General features: G+C 46.4%; 15 protein-coding genes, 1 tRNA gene and 1 riboswitch. Of the genes, 13 read left to right on the forward strand and 3 right to left on the reverse strand.

The features are described from left to right. Window positions 1-114: 114 nt before the first annotated feature. The 3 genes from A8O14_RS05510 to A8O14_RS05520 are packed head-to-tail and all read left to right on the forward strand — an operon-like array spanning window position 115 to window position 2698. Window positions 115-996 (forward strand): AAA family ATPase, encoded by an 882-nt coding sequence (locus A8O14_RS05510; RefSeq protein WP_068948598.1) that lies wholly within the window; start codon window positions 115-117, stop codon window positions 994-996. A gap of 19 nt (window positions 997-1015) precedes the next feature. Next, window positions 1016-2191: a vWA domain-containing protein gene (locus A8O14_RS05515; RefSeq protein ID WP_068948599.1), complete on the forward strand. Its 1176-nt coding sequence runs from the start codon at window positions 1016-1018 to the stop codon at window positions 2189-2191. 51 nt (window positions 2192-2242) lie between these two features. Further along, on the forward strand, window positions 2243-2698 hold the full coding sequence (locus A8O14_RS05520; protein ID WP_068948600.1) for a RidA family protein: 456 nt from the start codon (window positions 2243-2245) through the stop codon (window positions 2696-2698). Here A8O14_RS05520 and A8O14_RS05525 read toward each other — a convergent pair. Next, window positions 2695-3336, reverse strand: a complete 642-nt coding sequence (locus A8O14_RS05525) for a nucleotidyltransferase family protein (RefSeq protein WP_216217797.1) — start codon at window positions 3334-3336, stop codon at window positions 2695-2697. The genes A8O14_RS05520 and A8O14_RS05525 overlap by 4 nt on opposite strands. 56 nt (window positions 3337-3392) lie before the next feature. On the opposite strand from A8O14_RS05525, the gene A8O14_RS05530 reads away from it, so the two are divergent. Further along, on the forward strand, window positions 3393-4352 hold the full coding sequence (locus A8O14_RS05530) for an XdhC family protein (protein WP_068948601.1): 960 nt from the start codon (window positions 3393-3395) through the stop codon (window positions 4350-4352). A 17-nt stretch (window positions 4353-4369) separates the two neighbouring features. Here the strand turns inward: A8O14_RS05530 and parC are convergent, their stop codons facing one another. Beyond that, the gene (gene parC, locus A8O14_RS05535; protein WP_228385129.1) at window positions 4370-6757 is read right to left on the reverse strand and encodes a DNA topoisomerase IV subunit A; all 2388 of its coding nucleotides are present in this window, start codon (window positions 6755-6757) and stop codon (window positions 4370-4372) included. A gap of 74 nt (window positions 6758-6831) precedes the next feature. Next, window positions 6832-8820 (reverse strand): DNA topoisomerase IV subunit B, encoded by a 1989-nt coding sequence (locus A8O14_RS05540; protein ID WP_068948602.1) that lies wholly within the window; start codon window positions 8818-8820, stop codon window positions 6832-6834. Between the two features lie 79 nt (window positions 8821-8899). Here A8O14_RS05540 and A8O14_RS05545 point away from each other — a divergent pair, with 79 nt between their 5' ends. The 9 genes from A8O14_RS05545 (at window position 8900) to A8O14_RS05580 (ending at window position 17045) form a co-directional block, all read left to right on the forward strand. Beyond that, window positions 8900-10120: a CaiB/BaiF CoA transferase family protein gene (locus A8O14_RS05545; RefSeq protein ID WP_068948603.1), complete on the forward strand. Its 1221-nt coding sequence runs from the start codon at window positions 8900-8902 to the stop codon at window positions 10118-10120. Beyond that, window positions 10120-11349 (forward strand): MFS transporter, encoded by a 1230-nt coding sequence (locus A8O14_RS05550; RefSeq protein WP_068948604.1) that lies wholly within the window; start codon window positions 10120-10122, stop codon window positions 11347-11349. The genes A8O14_RS05545 and A8O14_RS05550 overlap by 1 nt, the downstream gene beginning before the upstream one ends. Continuing rightward, the gene (locus tag A8O14_RS11750; protein ID WP_161484808.1) at window positions 11342-11488 is read left to right on the forward strand and encodes a hypothetical protein; all 147 of its coding nucleotides are present in this window, start codon (window positions 11342-11344) and stop codon (window positions 11486-11488) included. The genes A8O14_RS05550 and A8O14_RS11750 overlap by 8 nt, the downstream gene beginning before the upstream one ends. Before the next feature lie 84 nt (window positions 11489-11572). Beyond that, window positions 11573-11647, forward strand: a tRNA-Arg gene (locus A8O14_RS05555). Window positions 11648-11862: 215 nt separating this feature from the next. Beyond that, window positions 11863-12696, forward strand: coding sequence for an NUDIX hydrolase (locus A8O14_RS05560; protein ID WP_068949738.1), 834 nt, complete (start codon window positions 11863-11865; stop codon window positions 12694-12696). Between the two features lie 75 nt (window positions 12697-12771). Continuing rightward, window positions 12772-12880: riboswitch (TPP riboswitch) on the forward strand. A 70-nt stretch (window positions 12881-12950) separates the two neighbouring features. Next, window positions 12951-14855, forward strand: a complete 1905-nt coding sequence (gene thiC / locus A8O14_RS05565; RefSeq protein WP_370623029.1) for a phosphomethylpyrimidine synthase ThiC — start codon at window positions 12951-12953, stop codon at window positions 14853-14855. 5 nt (window positions 14856-14860) lie between these two features. Then, a complete protein-coding gene (locus A8O14_RS05570; protein WP_068948606.1) occupies window positions 14861-16021 on the forward strand; it encodes an FAD-dependent oxidoreductase in 1161 nt (386 codons plus the stop codon). After that, complete coding sequence (gene thiS, locus A8O14_RS05575) at window positions 16012-16209, forward strand: sulfur carrier protein ThiS (RefSeq protein WP_068948607.1); 198 nt, start codon at window positions 16012-16014, stop codon at window positions 16207-16209. The genes A8O14_RS05570 and thiS overlap by 10 nt, the downstream gene beginning before the upstream one ends. A gap of 17 nt (window positions 16210-16226) precedes the next feature. Beyond that, window positions 16227-17045 (forward strand): thiazole synthase, encoded by an 819-nt coding sequence (locus A8O14_RS05580; protein ID WP_068948608.1) that lies wholly within the window; start codon window positions 16227-16229, stop codon window positions 17043-17045. Window positions 17046-17053: the final 8 nt, after the last annotated feature.

The raw sequence follows: 17053 nt of genomic DNA on the forward strand, positions 1-17053 counted from the left end.
CCCTCTTAACCATTGTTTACCCAATCCTGAGCCCAAAATCATTAGAAATACTGAAAATTTAGCCTGATTTACCTATACTTGAACGTCCAATAAAAGACCTTTCGAACGCACCTAATGAACAAATTCGTATCCAAGTCATCACCTCCATCCTCAGGCCGTTTTGATGGGAGTCAAAGCTACATTGCGACCGATGACCTCAAACTTGCCGTCAATGCAGCGATGGCACTACAAAGACCTCTACTAATTAAAGGTGAACCCGGCACAGGAAAAACGATGTTGGCTGAAGAAGTTGCAGCCGCTTTGAATATGCCGCTCTTGCAGTGGCACATAAAATCCACTACCAAAGCGCAACAAGGTTTGTATGAATACGATGCTGTCAGCCGTTTGCGTGACTCACAACTGGGAGATGAGAAAGTCAAAGATATCCGCAACTACATTGTGAAAGGTGTTTTGTGGCAAGCCTTCGAAGCGGATGAGCCTACAGTACTCCTGATTGATGAAATTGATAAAGCCGATATTGAATTTCCGAATGACCTGTTGCGTGAAATTGATCGCATGGAATTTTATGTATACGAAACACGAGAACTGATTAAGGCCAAGCACCGCCCTCTAGTCATCATTACTTCGAATAATGAAAAAGAATTACCAGATGCTTTTTTACGCCGTTGTTTCTTTCATTACATCACCTTCCCAGATGCTCAAACCATGCAAAGCATCGTGGACGTACATCACCCCAATATCAAGCAGGATCTATTAGATGCGGCCCTCAAAGCTTTCTATCAGATCCGCTCCCTACCGGGACTTAAGAAGAAACCCTCTACATCAGAGTTAATAGACTGGCTCAAGCTCTTGCTGGCTGAAGATATTCCCCCTGAGGCGCTTTACAGCCAAGATGACAAGATAGTGGTGCCCCCTTTGCATGGCGCTTTGTTGAAGAATGAACAAGATATTCATTTATTTGAACGTCTAGTCATGATGAATCGCAACCATCGTTAAATCAGTTTAGAGCAAGCACATGCTGATTCAATTCTTTCTCAATTTGAAGGAGGCTAAAGTGCCTGTTTCCGTGAGAGAGTTTTTAACCCTCCTAGAAGCTCTTAAGTCAGGCGTCATTCAACCATCGATTGATAAGTTTTATCAACTCTCACGTATGACTTTGGTAAAGGATGAACAACACTTTGATCGCTTTGATCAAGTATTTGGGAGCTACTTTAAAGGCGTTGAGCAAATCATTGCTTTATCTCCCGATATACCAATGGATTGGCTAGAGAAGAAATTACAACGTGTCTTAACGGATGAGGAAAAGGCGGCGCTGCAAAAATTGGGCGGCCCAGAAGCACTTAAGAAGCGACTTGAAGAGTTGTTCAAAGAGCAAAAAGAGTGGCATGGCGGAGGTAACAAATGGATTGGGGCTGGTGGATCCTCTCCTTTTGGTCACAGCGGCTATCACCCAGAAGGAATCCGGATTGGTGGCGAGAGCGCTGGCAACCGGACTGCTATCAAGGTCTGGGAAGCTCGAGAATTTAAAGATTACGACGGTGATTTAGCCCTAGGCACACGCAATATTAAGGTTGCATTACGTCGCCTCCGCCGCTTTGCTCGGGAAGGCTCAGTGCTGGAGCTTGATCTAGATAAGACGATTCACTCTACGGCTGCTAATGCTGGTATGTTGGATATTCAGATGCGCCCCGAGCGTCATAACCAGGTCAAAGTGTTATTGCTGATGGATGTTGGCGGATCTATGGACGACCATATTAAGCAGATCGGTGAGCTCTTCTCCGCCGCTAAAGCTGAGTTCAAGCATTTAGAGTATTACTACTTTCATAACTGTATTTATGAAAACCTTTGGCAAAGCAATCGCCGCCGCAGAGATCAGCTTACCTCCACTCAAGACATCATTAACAAATATGGTCCGGATTACAAGCTGATTTTTGTGGGTGATGCCACGATGTCGCCTTACGAGATTCTGAGCGCCAATGGCTCGGTGGAATACAACAATAAAGAAGCTGGCGCAGTTTGGGTCAATCGCCTCTTAAATCATTTCCCACATTTTGTCTGGCTTAACCCAGAACCTGAGTCGATTTGGCAGTATCGCCAATCCATCGACATTATGAAAAATCTCATGAAAGATCGCATGTATCCAGTCACCCTTAGTGGCCTTGAGAGCGCCATGCGTACGCTTTCAAAGTAATTTACCAGTAAGATTGCTACTCAATTTATTTACTTACACAGAAATATCACTATGAGCAATATTAGCGAACGCCTGAAAGCCCTTGGCATTGATTTACCACCTCCTGGGCCTCCTGCTGCTGCCTACGTGATGGCTGCAACGACTGGCAATACTGTATTTTTGTCTGGCCATATTGCCAAGCGTGATGGCAAGCCTTGGGTTGGTAAGCTAGGTAAAGATATGGACACCGAGACAGGCAAAGCTGCCGCTCGCTCTATTGCCATTGATTTAATATCTACACTACAAAATCATCTGGGCTCACTCGACAAAGTCAAGCGCATTGTTAAAGTCATGGGCTTAGTGAACTCCACAAGTGAATACACTGAGCAACATCTCGTTGTGAATGGTTGCTCAGAGCTGCTGTTTGAAGTATTTGGTGATGCGGGTAAACATGCTCGCAGTGCTTTTGGTGTAGCCCAAATCCCATTGGGTGCCTGCGTTGAGATTGAATTAATCGCTGAGATTTAAGCGCGTGTGATTCCGAGCTTTTGAATATCTGCTTCGGTATCGGCATCCAAAACATAGGCTGGATTATCAATTTCACAGACTGTGATCAGCTCAGGATGCTGATCCATATAAGCTCGGCAAACCATACCTGGTATTGACAAAATATTCTCCACAGCCTTTTTGGAAAAGAGTACGGGGTTGCCACGTTGCCCATTTACTTCGGGCATGATGATTTCTTGATTAGTCTGGCGTTTTGAAAATTGTCCAAGCAAATACTCAATCTCCTCATGCCCAATATTAGGCTGGTCACTGAGGCAGACCGCAAGCACATCAAACTGAGACTGCAAACTCTCTAGCGCTAGTCGTACTGAAGAACCTTGGCCATTCTGTGCATTGAAATTATGTTGAACAGTCACAGCAATATTGAGTGCTTTGCCAATCTTTGCCAGCTCAGCCTCAATCGCCTGCGCATGAAATCCCGTAAGCACCACAAACTCAACCGGTCTTAGCTCTTGCACCATCTCACAAAAGCCTTGCAGCAGAGTTTTGCCATCCTTCAGTAGCAAGGCTTTTGGAATGGAGCCCATGCGGCTGCCCTCACCGGCTGCCAATAGAACAATTGCCAGCCTCGGGTCTGAAGATATACGGGTTGCACTCATTAGAGTGATAATAAATAAGAAAATAGAACTCACTACGAAATATCAAAAGAACTTGAATGAATAGCACCGATTTAAGCGTCCTCAAATCCGCAGTTAGCTGGCTCAAAGCCGGCCACCCTGTTGCCATCGCTACCGTGGTACAAACTTGGGGCTCGGCACCTCGCCCTGTAGGCTCCTGGTTAGCAATTCGGCATGATGGTCAGGTAGCAGGCTCCGTTTCTGGTGGCTGCGTTGAGGATGATCTTATTAGCCGAGTTCAATCTGAAATTCTCACGCGCAATACTCCAGAAATGGTTGTCTATGGCGTGAGCCAAGAGGAAGCCGCTAGATTTGGTCTTCCCTGCGGCGGAACGCTTCGTCTTCTTGTAGAGCCTAAGCCTCAATTAGCAATTTTAGAAAAACTTCTAGTAGGCATTTCTTCGCACCAAGTAACAAAACGTATTGTCAATATTGCTAGCGGCAAATCGACCTTAGAAGCTGGTAACCGTAACGATGAATTTACGTATACGGACTCTGAAATGAGCACGACCTACGGTCCACGTTGGCGCATGGTCATCATTGGTGCGGGCCAACTATCTTTGTATACGGCTGACTTTGCATTAGCCTCCGATTTTGAGGTCATCGTGATTGACCCTCGAGAAGAATATGCCGAAGGCCTTAACCGAAACGATGTGACCTTCATTAAAGGAATGCCAGACGATGTATTGCTTGCAATTGGAGTTGACCCACACACCGCTGTCGTGGCTTTAACGCATGATCCCAAGCTTGATGACATGGCATTGATGGAAGCGCTCAAGTCCCCTGCTTTTTATGTGGGCGCTTTGGGTAGTCGAAAAAATACTCAGAAACGCAAAGAGCGTTTACTCGATTTTGATGTAAGCAAAGAAGAGGTGGAACGCTTACATGGCCCAGTGGGTCTTAATATTGGCGCCCTCACTCCACCAGAAATCGCAGTATCGATTTTGGCGGAAGTGATTGCCGTGAAGTACGGCATTACCGTGCCAAAGAAAATCTAAGCTATTCATTCGCGTTGTTAGTTTGCTTTGAGCTTTCCATCCTTAAGGCGTGGCTCAACAAAGTGCCCCTTACGTGCACGGTTACCGGCAAAAGATTTGAGTGTTTTAGCATCTAAACTCAGTTCAGTTGGCTTACCTGCACGTCCCGCCCCAGAGTATGTAGCCCCATTAGGGCCTACCGCAATGGCTGACGCTATAAATTCTTTATCGTCTAGGCCCATCAAGATGACGCCTTTACCACCAGTTGGTAAGCGCTTGAGTTCATCTAATGGGAATACCAATAACTTAGAAGCTTGAGACAAGCAAGCAACCTGCTTCATACCAACCTGCACCTTGGTTGCGCCCAATGGCGCATCACCAGGAACCTTGGCATCTAAAGTGATAAAGGATTTACCAGCCTTATTTCGTGTACTCATATCGGCCACATTAGCCAAGAAGCCGTAACCAGCTTTTGTAGAAAGTAAAACTAAGTCGTCCGGTTGACCTGCGTAATACGCCACCATTTGTGAACCAGGAGCTAGATTAACAAAGCTAGTCAATGGCGAACCGTCACCGCGAGCACCCGGCAACTCGCTCACAGGCACGGTATAGACCCGACCATCACTGCCAAAGCCTTGTATTACATCCACTGTTCGAACCTCAAAGGTTTCATAAAGGGCATCGCCAGCCTTAAAGCTAAATTGCGTTGCATCATGCTCATGACCTTGACGTACTCGCACCCATCCCTTTTGAGAGACGATCACGGTTACTGGCTCATCGATCACCTTGGTTTCTGCAATTGCACGCTTATCTTCTTGTATTAAGGTGCGACGATCATCACCAAAGTCTTTGATATCGGATTCAATTTCTTTGATGATCCGTTTACGTAAAACCGTATCGCTCTGCAACAAGCCTTCTAGATCATCGCGCTCTGATTTGAGCTCTTTGAGTTCTTGCTCAATCTTGATGCCCTCTAAACGCGCTAATTGACGCAAGCGAATATCTAGAATGTCTTCGGCCTGGCGATCAGTAAGCTTAAATTCTTTAATCAAATCGGCTTTTGGCTCATCGCTATTGCGAATGATCTTAATCACCTTATCGATATTCAGAAGAACCGTTAAGCGCCCTTCCAATATATGCATCCGGTCTTTGACTTTGCCCAAACGGAACTGGGTACGACGAGTAACCGTGGCCACTCGGAACTCAATCCACTCAGAAATAATCTCTTTAAGGCCTTTTTGACGTGGACGCCCGTCATTACCAATCATCACCAAGTTCATTGGCGCATTAGATTCAAGCGAGGTATGAGCTAATAAGAGATTAACGAACTCATTAACATCAATATTCTTACTCTTTGGCTCAAATACCAGACGCACAGCAGCATCCTTGCTGGATTCATCACGAACGCCATCAAGTACATTCAAGATTGTTGACTTGAGGTTGTTTTGCTCTGGAGTTAAGGTTTTCTTGCCAACTTTCACCTTAGGATTGGTGATTTCTTCAATCTCTTGCAATACACGTTGAGAAGATGCAGATGGAGGCAGTTCGTTGACGACAACTTGCCATTGACCACGCGCCAACTCCTCTACTGACCAACGCGCACGAACTTTAACGCTACCACGACCGGTTTCATAGATCTGAGCAATCTCTGCAGCAGAAGAAATGATTTGACCGCCGCCTGGATAGTCTGGTCCTGGCATGATTTCAAGTAAATCAGCCGTCGAGAGCTTAGGTGACTTCATCAAAGCAATCGCAGCTAAAGCAACTTCACGCAGGTTATGCGAAGGGATCTCAGTAGCCATACCTACTGCAATACCAGAAGCACCGTTTAACAATACAAATGGCAAACGGGCTGGTAGCAACTTCGGCTCTTGGAAAGAACCATCATAGTTCGGCGCAAAGTCTACCGTGCCTTCATCAATTTCACTAAGCAGCAGGCCAGCAATTTTGGTTAAACGGGCTTCGGTATATCGCATCGCCGCTGCACCATCCCCATCACGGGAACCAAAGTTACCTTGACCATCAATTAATGGGTAGCGAAGCGAGAAGCTTTGTGCCAAGCGCACAAGTGCGTCATACGCAGATTGATCGCCGTGAGGATGGAATTTACCTAATACATCACCAACCACACGAGCGCTCTTCACGGGTTTAGCATCTGCTCGCAAGCCCATTTCACTCATCGAGAACAAAATACGGCGCTGGACAGGTTTCTGACCATCCGATACATCTGGTAGGGCACGCCCTTTGACTACGCTAATCGCATAATCTAAATAGGCGCGCTCTGCGTACACAGCAAGTGTCAGACTATCTTTATTGTCTTCATTCAAATCTATGGTCTTTGGATCATGCGGATCTTTAGGGCCATTGGGAGTGTTGGTTAAGCTCGCCTTGGGTACTGAAGCCTCATCGACTTCAACAATCTCCATCTCTTCAATGGGAGATGAAAATAAATCTGCTTGTTCTGCTGCTGGCTTCTTGCCCGTGGTCTTTTTCGTTGCCATTAAATATCTGCCTCAACTTCATTGCCGCGCTCTTCAAGCCAATCACGGCGTGCACCTGACTCAGATTTGCCCATCAACATATCCATTGTTTTAAAAGTTTCATCTTCGGTCCAAGAACCCAGAGTTACTGGTAGCAAACGGCGCGTATCCGGATTAAGAGTGGTATCCCATAATTGTTCTGCACTCATCTCACCCAAACCTTTAAAGCGGGAGATTTGCCATGCGGATTCTTTTACGCCGTCTTTGCGCAACTTATCCTCGATTGCTTGAAGTTCATTAGCATCAAGTGCATAAATCTTTTGCGCTGGCTTTTTGCCGCGTGCCGGAGCATCAACTCTAAATAGAGGTGGTCGTGAAATATGAACATGACCCAACTCAATTAGTTTAGGGAAATGTTTATAGAACAGCGTCAATAGCAATACTTGAATATGTGCGCCATCGACGTCCGCATCAGACAGGATGCACACTTTGCCGTAACGTAAATTCGATAAGTCTGGGTTGTCGTTAGGCCCATGCGGGTCGACGCCAATGGCCACGGCAATGTCATGCACTTCATTATTGGCAAACAAACGGTCGCGCTCTGCCTCCCAGGTATTCAAAACCTTGCCGCGCAGGGGCAAAATCGCCTGATATTCCTTATTACGACCCATCTTAGCCGAGCCGCCCGCGGAATCGCCCTCAACTAAAAAGATTTCGTTTTGAGCGATATCTTCGCTCTCGCAATCCGTGAGTTTCCCAGGAAGTACGGCCACACCAGAAGATTTTTTCTTCTCGACTTTTTGTCCAGCGCGGGTTCTTGCTTGGGCTTGTTTGATCACCAAGTCCGCCAATTTACGACCATAGTCAACGTGTTGATTGAGCCAAAGCTCTAGTGCAGATTTTGCGTAACCAGAAACTAAACGCACCGCATCACGAGAATTTAAACGTTCTTTGATCTGGCCCTGGAATTGTGGATCCAATACTTTGGCAGACAAAATAAAGGAAGCGCGTGCAAAGACATCTTCCGGCATCAGCTTCACACCCTTAGGTTGTAATGCGTGCATTTCAATAAAACCTTTAACGGCATTAAAGAGGCCTTCACGCAAACCACTTTCATGCGTTCCACCAGCTGGAGTCGGAATCAAGTTCACATAACTTTCACGCACTGGTGCGCCATCTTCTGTCCAGCTTACAACCCATGCTGCGCCCTCGCCTTCAGCAAAGGAATCATCTTCACCAGTACCAGTGGCATATTGCTCACCTTCGAATGGTGGAATGACCTCGGGCCCATGACCTGCTTGAGCAATTGCCTCATTGAGGTAGCCACGCAAACCTTGTGCATATTGCCAAGTTTGGCTATCACCTGACTTCTCTTGAATTAACGTTACCTTCACACCAGGCAACAAAACAGCTTTCGATCTCAGCAAACGAATCAAGTCTGCCATTGGGATAGCAGAGCTATCAAAATACTTGCCATCTGGCCAAGCGCGTACGCGTGTGCCATGTGACTTATCTTCTTTAGAAGAAGGTTTGGATTTCAGTTTCTCAATCACTTTGCCATCGGCAAATGTCAACGTAGAAACTTGGCCATCACGCCATACAGTCACTTCTAATCGTTTTGAGAGCGCATTAGTCACTGAAACGCCAACGCCATGCAAGCCGCCAGAGAATGCATAAGCACCACCGGTACCTTTTTCAAATTTGCCACCAGCATGCAGCTGTGTAAATACAATTTCAACTACGGGCAATTTTTCAGTGGGGTGCATTCCAACAGGAATACCACGACCGTCATCTTCCACACTGACGCTACCATCTGAATGCAAAGTAACGATGATTTGCTTACCAAAGCCACCTAAAGCCTCGTCAGAAGCGTTATCCAAGACCTCCTGGATGATATGAAGGGGGTTGTCAGTTCGGGTGTACATCCCAGGCCGCTGACGGACTGGTTCCAGCCCTTTTAGGACCTGAATCGATGATTCGCTGTATTCAGAAGTTTTACGGGTAGCCATGCGCGCAAATTGTAGTCATGTCTGAGTCTAAGTCCGAACTTTTCCCGAATTCCCCTGCCATCCATGCCAAAATTGGGGTATGGGAGCCTTAAGTCATATTCGTGTTTTAGACCTCAGCCGCGTGCTTGCGGGTCCTTGGTGTGCTCAGAACCTAGCGGATTTGGGCGCTGACGTAATTAAAGTTGAGCGTCCTGGCGCTGGAGACGACACGCGCCATTGGGGCCCTCCCTTTGCCAAAGATGCCAATGGCCATGAAACTGAGGAATCTGCCTATTTTATTTGTATCAACCGCAATAAGCGCTCCATCACAGTTGATATCAGCAAACCCGAGGGTCAGGACATCATTCGACAGCTGGCAGCAGAATCCGATGTCGTCATCGAAAATTACAAAGTAGGCGATCTGGCTAAATACGGCCTTGATTATGAAAGCCTGAAAAAAATTAAACCCGATCTGATCTACTGCTCAATTACCGGCTTTGGTCAAACAGGTCCTTATTCGCATCGCCCTGGTTACGACTTCATTATTCAGGGTATTGGTGGCTTCATGAGTGTGACAGGTGAAGCGGATGACTTTGAAGGGGCTAGCCCTCAAAAGTCTGGCGTTGCAATTGCCGATATCTTTACGGGTATGTATGCTTCGACCGCCATCCTTGCAGCAGTAGTGCATCGCGATCACACTGGCGAAGGTCAATACATTGACATGTCTTTGCTCGACACGCAAATTGCAGTGATGGCGAATATCTCTAGCGCTTACTTAACTTCAGGTGAAGTTCCGCGCCGCTGGGGCAATGCCTCACCCATCATCGTTCCCTACCAGACTTTTCCAACCTCTGATGGCTGGATGATCGTAGCAGCAGGCAATGATGGGCAGTATCGTCATTTTGTGACTGCTGGTGGCGAGGCTCATCTGGCAGACAATCCGCTTTACCTAACAAATCCTTTGCGTGTGCAGCATCGTAAAAAATTAGTTCCATTACTAGAGGCAATGACCCGTAAAAAAACCAAAGGTGAATGGATTGCGCTACTGGAACAAGCAAATGTTCCGTGCGGCCCAATTAATAATTTCAAAGAAGTATTTGAGAACGAACAGGTGATCGCCAGAAATGTGCAAATTAATGTTCCGCATCCAACGGTAGGCAATATGAAATTAGTAGCCAGCCCAATGAAACTCTCTAAGACCCCCACAGAAGTGCGGATGGCACCACCTACTCTCGGCCAACATACTGAAGAAGTGCTGCATGAAAGACTGCATTTAGATGATGAGTCTATTAAAGACCTTCGCACCAAAGGAATCATTTAATGAGCGCTAGCCCTAAGCCCTCACTCACCATGAAACAAGTCCTGATTTATGGCGGACTCATGGTCACACTGTCGATGGGCATCCGCCATGGATTCGGATTATTTAATTTACCAGTCACCATGGCTAACGGCTGGGGTCGTGAGACCTTTGCTTTAACGATTGCATTGCAAAATTTGATTTGGGGTGCGGTACAACCTATCACTGGTGCTTTAGCAGATCGTTATGGCGCATTCAAGATCATGATTGCTGGTGGCGTACTTTATGCGCTTGGTTTAGCTGGCATGGCAATTTCTACAGACGCACTCAATTTTACGATTGCAGGTGGTTTGTTGATTGGCCTAGCGCAAACTGCCACCACCTATAGCGTGGTTTATGGAATTCTAGGTCGCAATGTTCCTGCTGATAAAAGAGTCTGGGCAATGGGTATTGCGGCAGCCGCTGGTTCATTTGGTCAGTTCCTTATGATTCCGGCAGAACAAGGGTTGTTAAGTGCGTTTGGCGCACAAGATGCACTCTTAATGCTGGGCTTGATGGCCAGCCTCATGATTCCAACAGCATTTATGCTGCGCGAGAAAAACTTTGTACACAATCACAATCTAGGCGATCAAACAATTAAAGAAGCATTGAAAGAAGCCGTTGGCAATCCAAGTTTTCAGTTGCTGACATTAGGTTACTTTGTTTGTGGTTTCCAGGTTGTCTTTATTGCAGTGCATTTAGCACCCTACCTCAAAGATCTCTCTGCGGTTTACCCAGCCGTAGGAGCGCCTGTGGTAGCCACTACCGCACTCGCCCTAATTGGACTCTTTAACATCTTTGGCACTTATAGCTCTGGGTATCTCGGGCAACGCTTTCCGAAGCGGTATTTACTTTCAAGCATTTATTTAGGTCGTGCGTTTGCGATTACTGCATTTTTATTAATACCACCTAGCCCCATAAGCACCTATGTATTTGCGGCAGTCATGGGCTTTCTTTGGTTGTCCACCATTCCATTGACAAATGGGATCGTGGCCCAAATCTTTGGTGTGAAGTATTTAACGATGCTTTCAGGTTTGGTGTTTTTCTCTCATCAGCTTGGTAGTTTCTGTGGCGCTTTCTTAGGCGGCTATTTATTTGATCGCACAGGATCCTATTTGATCGTTTGGGAAATTGCTATTGGACTAGGTGTTTTTGCTTCGCTGGTAAATCTACCCGTAAAAGAACGTGCAATCGTCCGAACTGCAAATGCTTAAACAACAAAAAGCTAGTATTTGGAAGTCGATCGCTTATGGTTTTGCATTACTCATCTTCTTATTCATTTTTTCTGCATACTACGCGCCAGATATGATGATCGCCATTAGTACTCAAGTTTGGGCTTTATGTGGTTGGTAAAAGGTCAATTAATCATTTATAAATTGCATTGCAATCAGGTTTTCCCTAGCACGATTGTTGTATCAAGCTAGAAAATATTGACAACTCGCCGTAGCACAATGGATAGTGCACATGCCTCCTAAGCGTGGGATACAGGTTCGATTCCTGTCGGCGGGACCATCAAAATAATCAGAGTTATCCACAGGCTATGTGGATAAATCCACAAAAGTTTTCGTAAGTCGCAGATTTGTATAGACTGATCTAGCTTGCTTAAATAATCAGCAAAAGTCATGAAGATTTTTTGCAAGTGCAAAAAAATATTTCTTGATGTCGATGTGTTAGGAATCATTGACAAATGCCTGCGGATTAAGCCAAGTTCCCTTAAACTCCAATCAATGACTGCTTTATCTACCAGTACTATTGCCGCCCTTGAGGAAATGCTCCAAAACACGGCTCGCTCTGCTCCCGCAGATTACATGCCCATTTATTTTGCACGCGAGTCTACTGAAGAACAGGCAATTGGACATTTAAATCCGGATTTCATTCCCTATTTACAAGGGTCACTTAAAAAGCAAGCGGTTCCACTCATTTTCATGGGAAATGATCGTTTAACAATTCACTTGGGCAAACCAAGGGAGCTATCAGCAAGCCTTAATCAGTTAGCCAACTTCATGCGCTTAGGTGGTTTTATCCCTGGATGGCGTAACGAAGATTTTGCTTGGGTAGACCAAAATGGGCACAAGTATTTTCGACTTGAGCGTGCTGCGTTTCGCACCTTTGGATTTCGGAGTATGGCAACCCATATCAATGGGTACACGAAGAACAACACCATTTGGCTTGGCAGGCGTAGTGAAAATAAACCCACCGATCCTGGCAAGCTAGATAACATTGCTGCCGGCGGAATTACTGCAGATGAAACTCCTTGGGTGAGCGCAAGGCGTGAACTTTGGGAGGAAGCGGGTGTACCACCCCAAATTGCCGATGAAATCGAACCTGTTGGGCGCATTCATATGCGCCGTCCGATCTCAGGCAGAGGCTTTCATGATGAGCAGCTCTTTGTCTACGACCTTGAGCTTGCCAATAATTTCATACCCACTAACCATGATGGCGAAGTCAGCGGTTTTATTGAGGTTTCATATGCAGAAGCTGCTGCCCGTATCTTGGCCGATGAATTTACTAGCGATGCGGCGTTTGTTACGGCAGATTTCATTCTGCGGCGCAATAAGTAGCCATTTCAGCTTACGTTTGGCCCTCTTGATCAACGTCATGCGACCGTGACCCTTTTCGTGGTTAAATCTCACTTAAGGATGAAACAGGGGTGCCCTTAAGAGCGGATTTAGCTCCGAGGTGCTGAGAAAGACCCTAGAACCCGATCCAGGTAATGCTGGCGTGGGGAGTTACATCAGACCGACACCCGGTTTCGTCCATCTAAAACAGTAAGGAGATGGACGTGAGCAAAGATAACCAAAAAACCAAACATGAAATTCCAAGTCTGAAAAGTTTGGAGCGTGACTTCGGTCAAAAATTTGCCTACCCGGCCTCAACGAAAACCTACTTGCAAGGTTCACGTGCCGACATTAAGGCACCGATCCGCATGATTGAGCAATTACCAACTCGGGTTGGTGAAGAGTTGGTTGCTAATCCGCCTGTACCTGTTTACGATACCTCGGGTCCTTATAGCGATCCAGAAATTGTCATCAACCTTGAAAAAGGTTTACCAAGATTACGTGAGACCTGGATTAAAGAACGCAATGACACAGAGCAACTTGCGGGTCCTAGCTCTGAATACGGCGTTGCGCGCTCAAAAGACGAAGCAACACAAAGTTTACGCTTTGCTCACATTAGCGCACCTCGGGTTGCTAAATCAGGACATAACGTCAGCCAAATGTATTACGCCCGTAAGGGCATCGTTACTCCTGAGATGGAATACGTTGCCCTGCGTGAATCCATGGGTCTGGAGCAATTACGCAAAGACCCTGCTTACAAACAACTACTCAAACAGCATCCTGGCAAAGGGTATGGGGCCAACCTGCCTGACATTGTTACCGGTGAGTTTGTGCGCTCCGAGATTGCTACTGGACGCGCCATCATTCCTGCCAATATCAATCACCCTGAACTTGAGCCAATGATTATTGGTCGCAACTTCCGCGTAAAGATCAATGGCAATTTAGGTAACTCTGCGGTGACCTCCTCCATCAACGAAGAAGTAGAGAAAATGGTTTGGTCGATCCGTTGGGGTGCAGATACCATCATGGATCTATCCACAGGTAAGCACATTCATGAAACCCGTGAGTGGATTATTCGTAACTCACCTGTACCCATTGGTACGGTTCCGATTTATCAGGCATTAGATAAGACCGGTGGCATTGCAGAAGATCTCACATGGGAGATGTTCCGCGATACCCTAGTCGAACAAGCAGAGCAAGGTGTTGACTACTTCACCATTCATGCTGGTGTCTTGCTACGCTATGTACCGCTAACAGCCGATCGCATCACCGGCATCGTTTCACGCGGCGGCTCTATCATGGCTAAATGGTGTCTTGCACATCACAAAGAGAACTTCCTCTACACCAAGTTTGATGAGATTTGCGAAATCATGAAGGCTTATGACGTCTCCTTTAGTTTGGGTGATGGTTTGCGTCCTGGCTGTATTGCAGATTCGAATGATGCCGCACAATTTGGCGAACTCCATACCCTTGGTGAACTCACTGCTAAAGCATGGAAGCATGATGTTCAAGTCATGATTGAAGGTCCTGGTCACGTTCCAATGCAACGCATTGAAGAGAATATGACCGAAGAGCTCAAACATTGTTTAGAAGCCCCCTTCTACACTCTTGGACCATTGATTACCGACATCGCCCCTGGCTATGATCACATTACCAGTGGCATTGGCGCAGCTCAAATTGGTTGGTATGGCACAGCGATGCTTTGCTATGTCACACCGAAAGAGCATTTGGGCTTACCAGACAAGGAAGATGTTCGTGAAGGCATCATTACCTACAAGATTGCCGCTCATGGCGCTGACCTTGCAAAAGGCTTGCCTGGTGCTCAAGTGCGCGATAACGCCCTTTCCAAAGCACGCTTTGAGTTCCGCTGGGAAGATCAATTTAATCTAGGCTTAGATCCAGAGCGTGCACGTGAATATCATGATGCAACTTTGCCAGCGGAAGGTGCCAAGATTGCACATTTCTGCTCCATGTGCGGTCCGAAGTTTTGCTCCATGAAGATCACTCAAGAAGTACGTGACTATGCAGCGACATTGGATGCTGATGGCAATCCTAAGCAAGGCTCTAAAGTGATTCCGATTGCTGAAGTGACAGAGGCCACTAAGGGCATGGAAGAAATGTCTGCTGAGTTCCGCAAACGCGGTAGCGAAATTTATCAGTAAGCCTCATGAATCAGCCTGCCATGCATAGCAAATATGCCATCGTTGGCGCCGGCCTCATGGGTCGGCTGCTAGCGGTTGCGCTTGCGCAGCGTGGTGAAAAGGTTGATGTATTTGATCAAGGCAGCTCTGATGCCAGCACTGCAGCAGCTCGCATTGCTGCGGCTATGCTGGCCCCGCTTGCGGAATCCGCGATTACCGAAGACTCTGTCGTACGTATGGGCATACATAGCTTGCCACGCTGGAAACAGTTAATTGAACAGCTTTCTTCGCCAGTATTTTTTCAGCAAGATGGCACGCTGATTTTGTGGCACAGACAAGATGCGAATGAAGCTGAACGCTTTACGAAACATTTAGAAAAAAATTGTCGTAACAATTCTCAACTAGCGCTTCCTCAAAAACTGAATAGTTCAGACATACGAGATATTGAACCTGGTGTTGCTGATCGCTTTATGCAAGGCTTGTATTTACCAAATGAAGGGCAGCTCGATAATCGTCAACTACTCGACGCCCTTTTACATGAACTCAATACCCTAAAAGTCAATTGCCATTGGAATATGGCGGTTGATCCAGAGCAATTACGTGCAGATGGCATTTATCAATCGGTTATAGATTGCCGTGGCAATGGCGCTAAGAATGCTTGGTCATCGTCCGTCAATAGCTTGCGTGGTGTGCGAGGCGAAGTTATACGCTTGTATGCGCCTGAGGTTAAATTGCGTCGCCCCACTCGTTTAATTCATCCTCGCTACCCAATTTATATTGCCCCAAAAGAGAATGATGTCTATGTTGTTGGCGCAACTGAAATTGAGTCAGATGATCTTTCCGAAATGAGCGTGCGCTCGGCTATGGAATTATTGAGTGCGGTATATACCGTCCACAGTGGCTTTGCGGAAGCCCGCATCTTGGAAATGGCCACCCAATGTCGCCCTACCTTAAAAAATAACTTACCAGAAATTCGGATTCAGAAAGAGAAAGGGTTATCGGATTTGATCATGATCAATGGCCTATATCGCCATGGATTTATGATTTCTCCTGCAGTTTTAGATTGCACATTGGAGATCCTGGAAAGCGGTCAAAGCAATACGGCTCTTGAATTAGGTCTCAACCTAACGAGTAATCTTGGTTTAATTGGAAATACCAGTAGTAAAGAGGCAGGCTTATGCGTGTAGTGGTGAATCAAATTGAATATGAACTTCCGGGTCAGAGCATGATCTCGGATGCACTTTCTTTGATTAATGCCAAGCCACCGTTTGCAGTAGCTGTTAATTTGAATTTTGTACCCAAGACTCAGTACGATCAATTCACCTTAAATGAAAATGATCAGATTGAAGTCATTGCCCCTGTTACAGGCGGTTAAGATAGCTTATCCATTTTATGAACGCCCCATTACCCAACAAGCTCAACAGTGTCGATGCCCTCGTTCTTTACGGCGAGAGTTTTGCTAGTCGCTTGCTTTTAGGCACCTCTCGCTATCCATCCCCACAGGTTCTAGAGAATGCTGTAGAAAGCGCGAATCCCGCGATGATTACGGTTAGCCTACGTCGTCAAGGCACCAGCACTACTGAAGCGCACAGCGGTTTTTGGGACTTACTCAAGAAGATGGCCGTACCCGTATTGCCAAATACCGCTGGCTGCCACAGTCCTCAAGAAGTAATCACGACCGCTCATATGGCGCGCGAAGTTTTTGAGAGTGATTGGATTAAGTTAGAGCTTATTGGTGATGATTACACTCTGCAACCCGACACCCTACGTCTTGTGCAAACGGCAGAAATCTTGATTAAAGAGGGTTTCAAGGTTCTGCCATACTGCACTGAAGATTTAATTTTGTGCCAACGCTTAGTTGATGTGGGTTGTCAGGCAATCATGCCTTGGGCAGCACCGATTGGCACAGGTCAAGGCCCGCTCAATCCCTATGCAATGAAATTATTGCGTGACCGCATTAAAGTGCCCTTGATTGTTGATGCTGGACTAGGCCTACCTTCACATGCTTGCACTGTCATGGAATGGGGCTTTGATGGTGTGTTACTCAATACTGCCGTTGCCCTATCCAACGATCCTGTTGCCATGGCCAAATCATTTGCAATGGCAGTCGATGCTGGTCGCACCGCTTACCTTTCTGGCGCAATGAAGCCCCAAGAATCTGCACAAGCAAGTACACCACTAGTAGGCACCCCCTTTTGGCATCAAGCTTAAGGACAAAC

The organism is Polynucleobacter wuianus (genome assembly GCF_001659725.1).
GTDB classification, from domain to species: domain Bacteria; phylum Pseudomonadota; class Gammaproteobacteria; order Burkholderiales; family Burkholderiaceae; genus Polynucleobacter; species Polynucleobacter wuianus.

What these genes read in the sequence shown, in the direction of transcription:
- A8O14_RS05510 (WP_068948598.1), top strand. Translation starts at nt 115, where the DNA reads ATGAACAAATTCGTATCCAAGTCATCACCTCCATCCTCAGGCCGTTTT.
- A8O14_RS05515 (WP_068948599.1), top strand. Translation starts at nt 1,016, where the DNA reads ATGCTGATTCAATTCTTTCTCAATTTGAAGGAGGCTAAAGTGCCTGTT.
- A8O14_RS05520 (WP_068948600.1), top strand. Translation starts at nt 2,243, where the DNA reads ATGAGCAATATTAGCGAACGCCTGAAAGCCCTTGGCATTGATTTACCA.
- A8O14_RS05525 (WP_216217797.1), bottom strand. Translation starts at nt 3,336, where the DNA reads ATGAGTGCAACCCGTATATCTTCAGACCCGAGGCTGGCAATTGTTCTA.
- A8O14_RS05530 (WP_068948601.1), top strand. Translation starts at nt 3,393, where the DNA reads ATGAATAGCACCGATTTAAGCGTCCTCAAATCCGCAGTTAGCTGGCTC.
- parC (WP_228385129.1), bottom strand. Translation starts at nt 6,757, where the DNA reads ATGGAGATTGTTGAAGTCGATGAGGCTTCAGTACCCAAGGCGAGCTTA.
- A8O14_RS05540 (WP_068948602.1), bottom strand. Translation starts at nt 8,820, where the DNA reads ATGGCTACCCGTAAAACTTCTGAATACAGCGAATCATCGATTCAGGTC.
- A8O14_RS05545 (WP_068948603.1), top strand. Translation starts at nt 8,900, where the DNA reads ATGGGAGCCTTAAGTCATATTCGTGTTTTAGACCTCAGCCGCGTGCTT.
- A8O14_RS05550 (WP_068948604.1), top strand. Translation starts at nt 10,120, where the DNA reads ATGAGCGCTAGCCCTAAGCCCTCACTCACCATGAAACAAGTCCTGATT.
- A8O14_RS11750 (WP_161484808.1), top strand. Translation starts at nt 11,342, where the DNA reads ATGCTTAAACAACAAAAAGCTAGTATTTGGAAGTCGATCGCTTATGGT.
- A8O14_RS05560 (WP_068949738.1), top strand. Translation starts at nt 11,863, where the DNA reads ATGACTGCTTTATCTACCAGTACTATTGCCGCCCTTGAGGAAATGCTC.
- A8O14_RS05570 (WP_068948606.1), top strand. Translation starts at nt 14,861, where the DNA reads ATGAATCAGCCTGCCATGCATAGCAAATATGCCATCGTTGGCGCCGGC.
- thiS (WP_068948607.1), top strand. Translation starts at nt 16,012, where the DNA reads ATGCGTGTAGTGGTGAATCAAATTGAATATGAACTTCCGGGTCAGAGC.
- A8O14_RS05580 (WP_068948608.1), top strand. Translation starts at nt 16,227, where the DNA reads ATGAACGCCCCATTACCCAACAAGCTCAACAGTGTCGATGCCCTCGTT.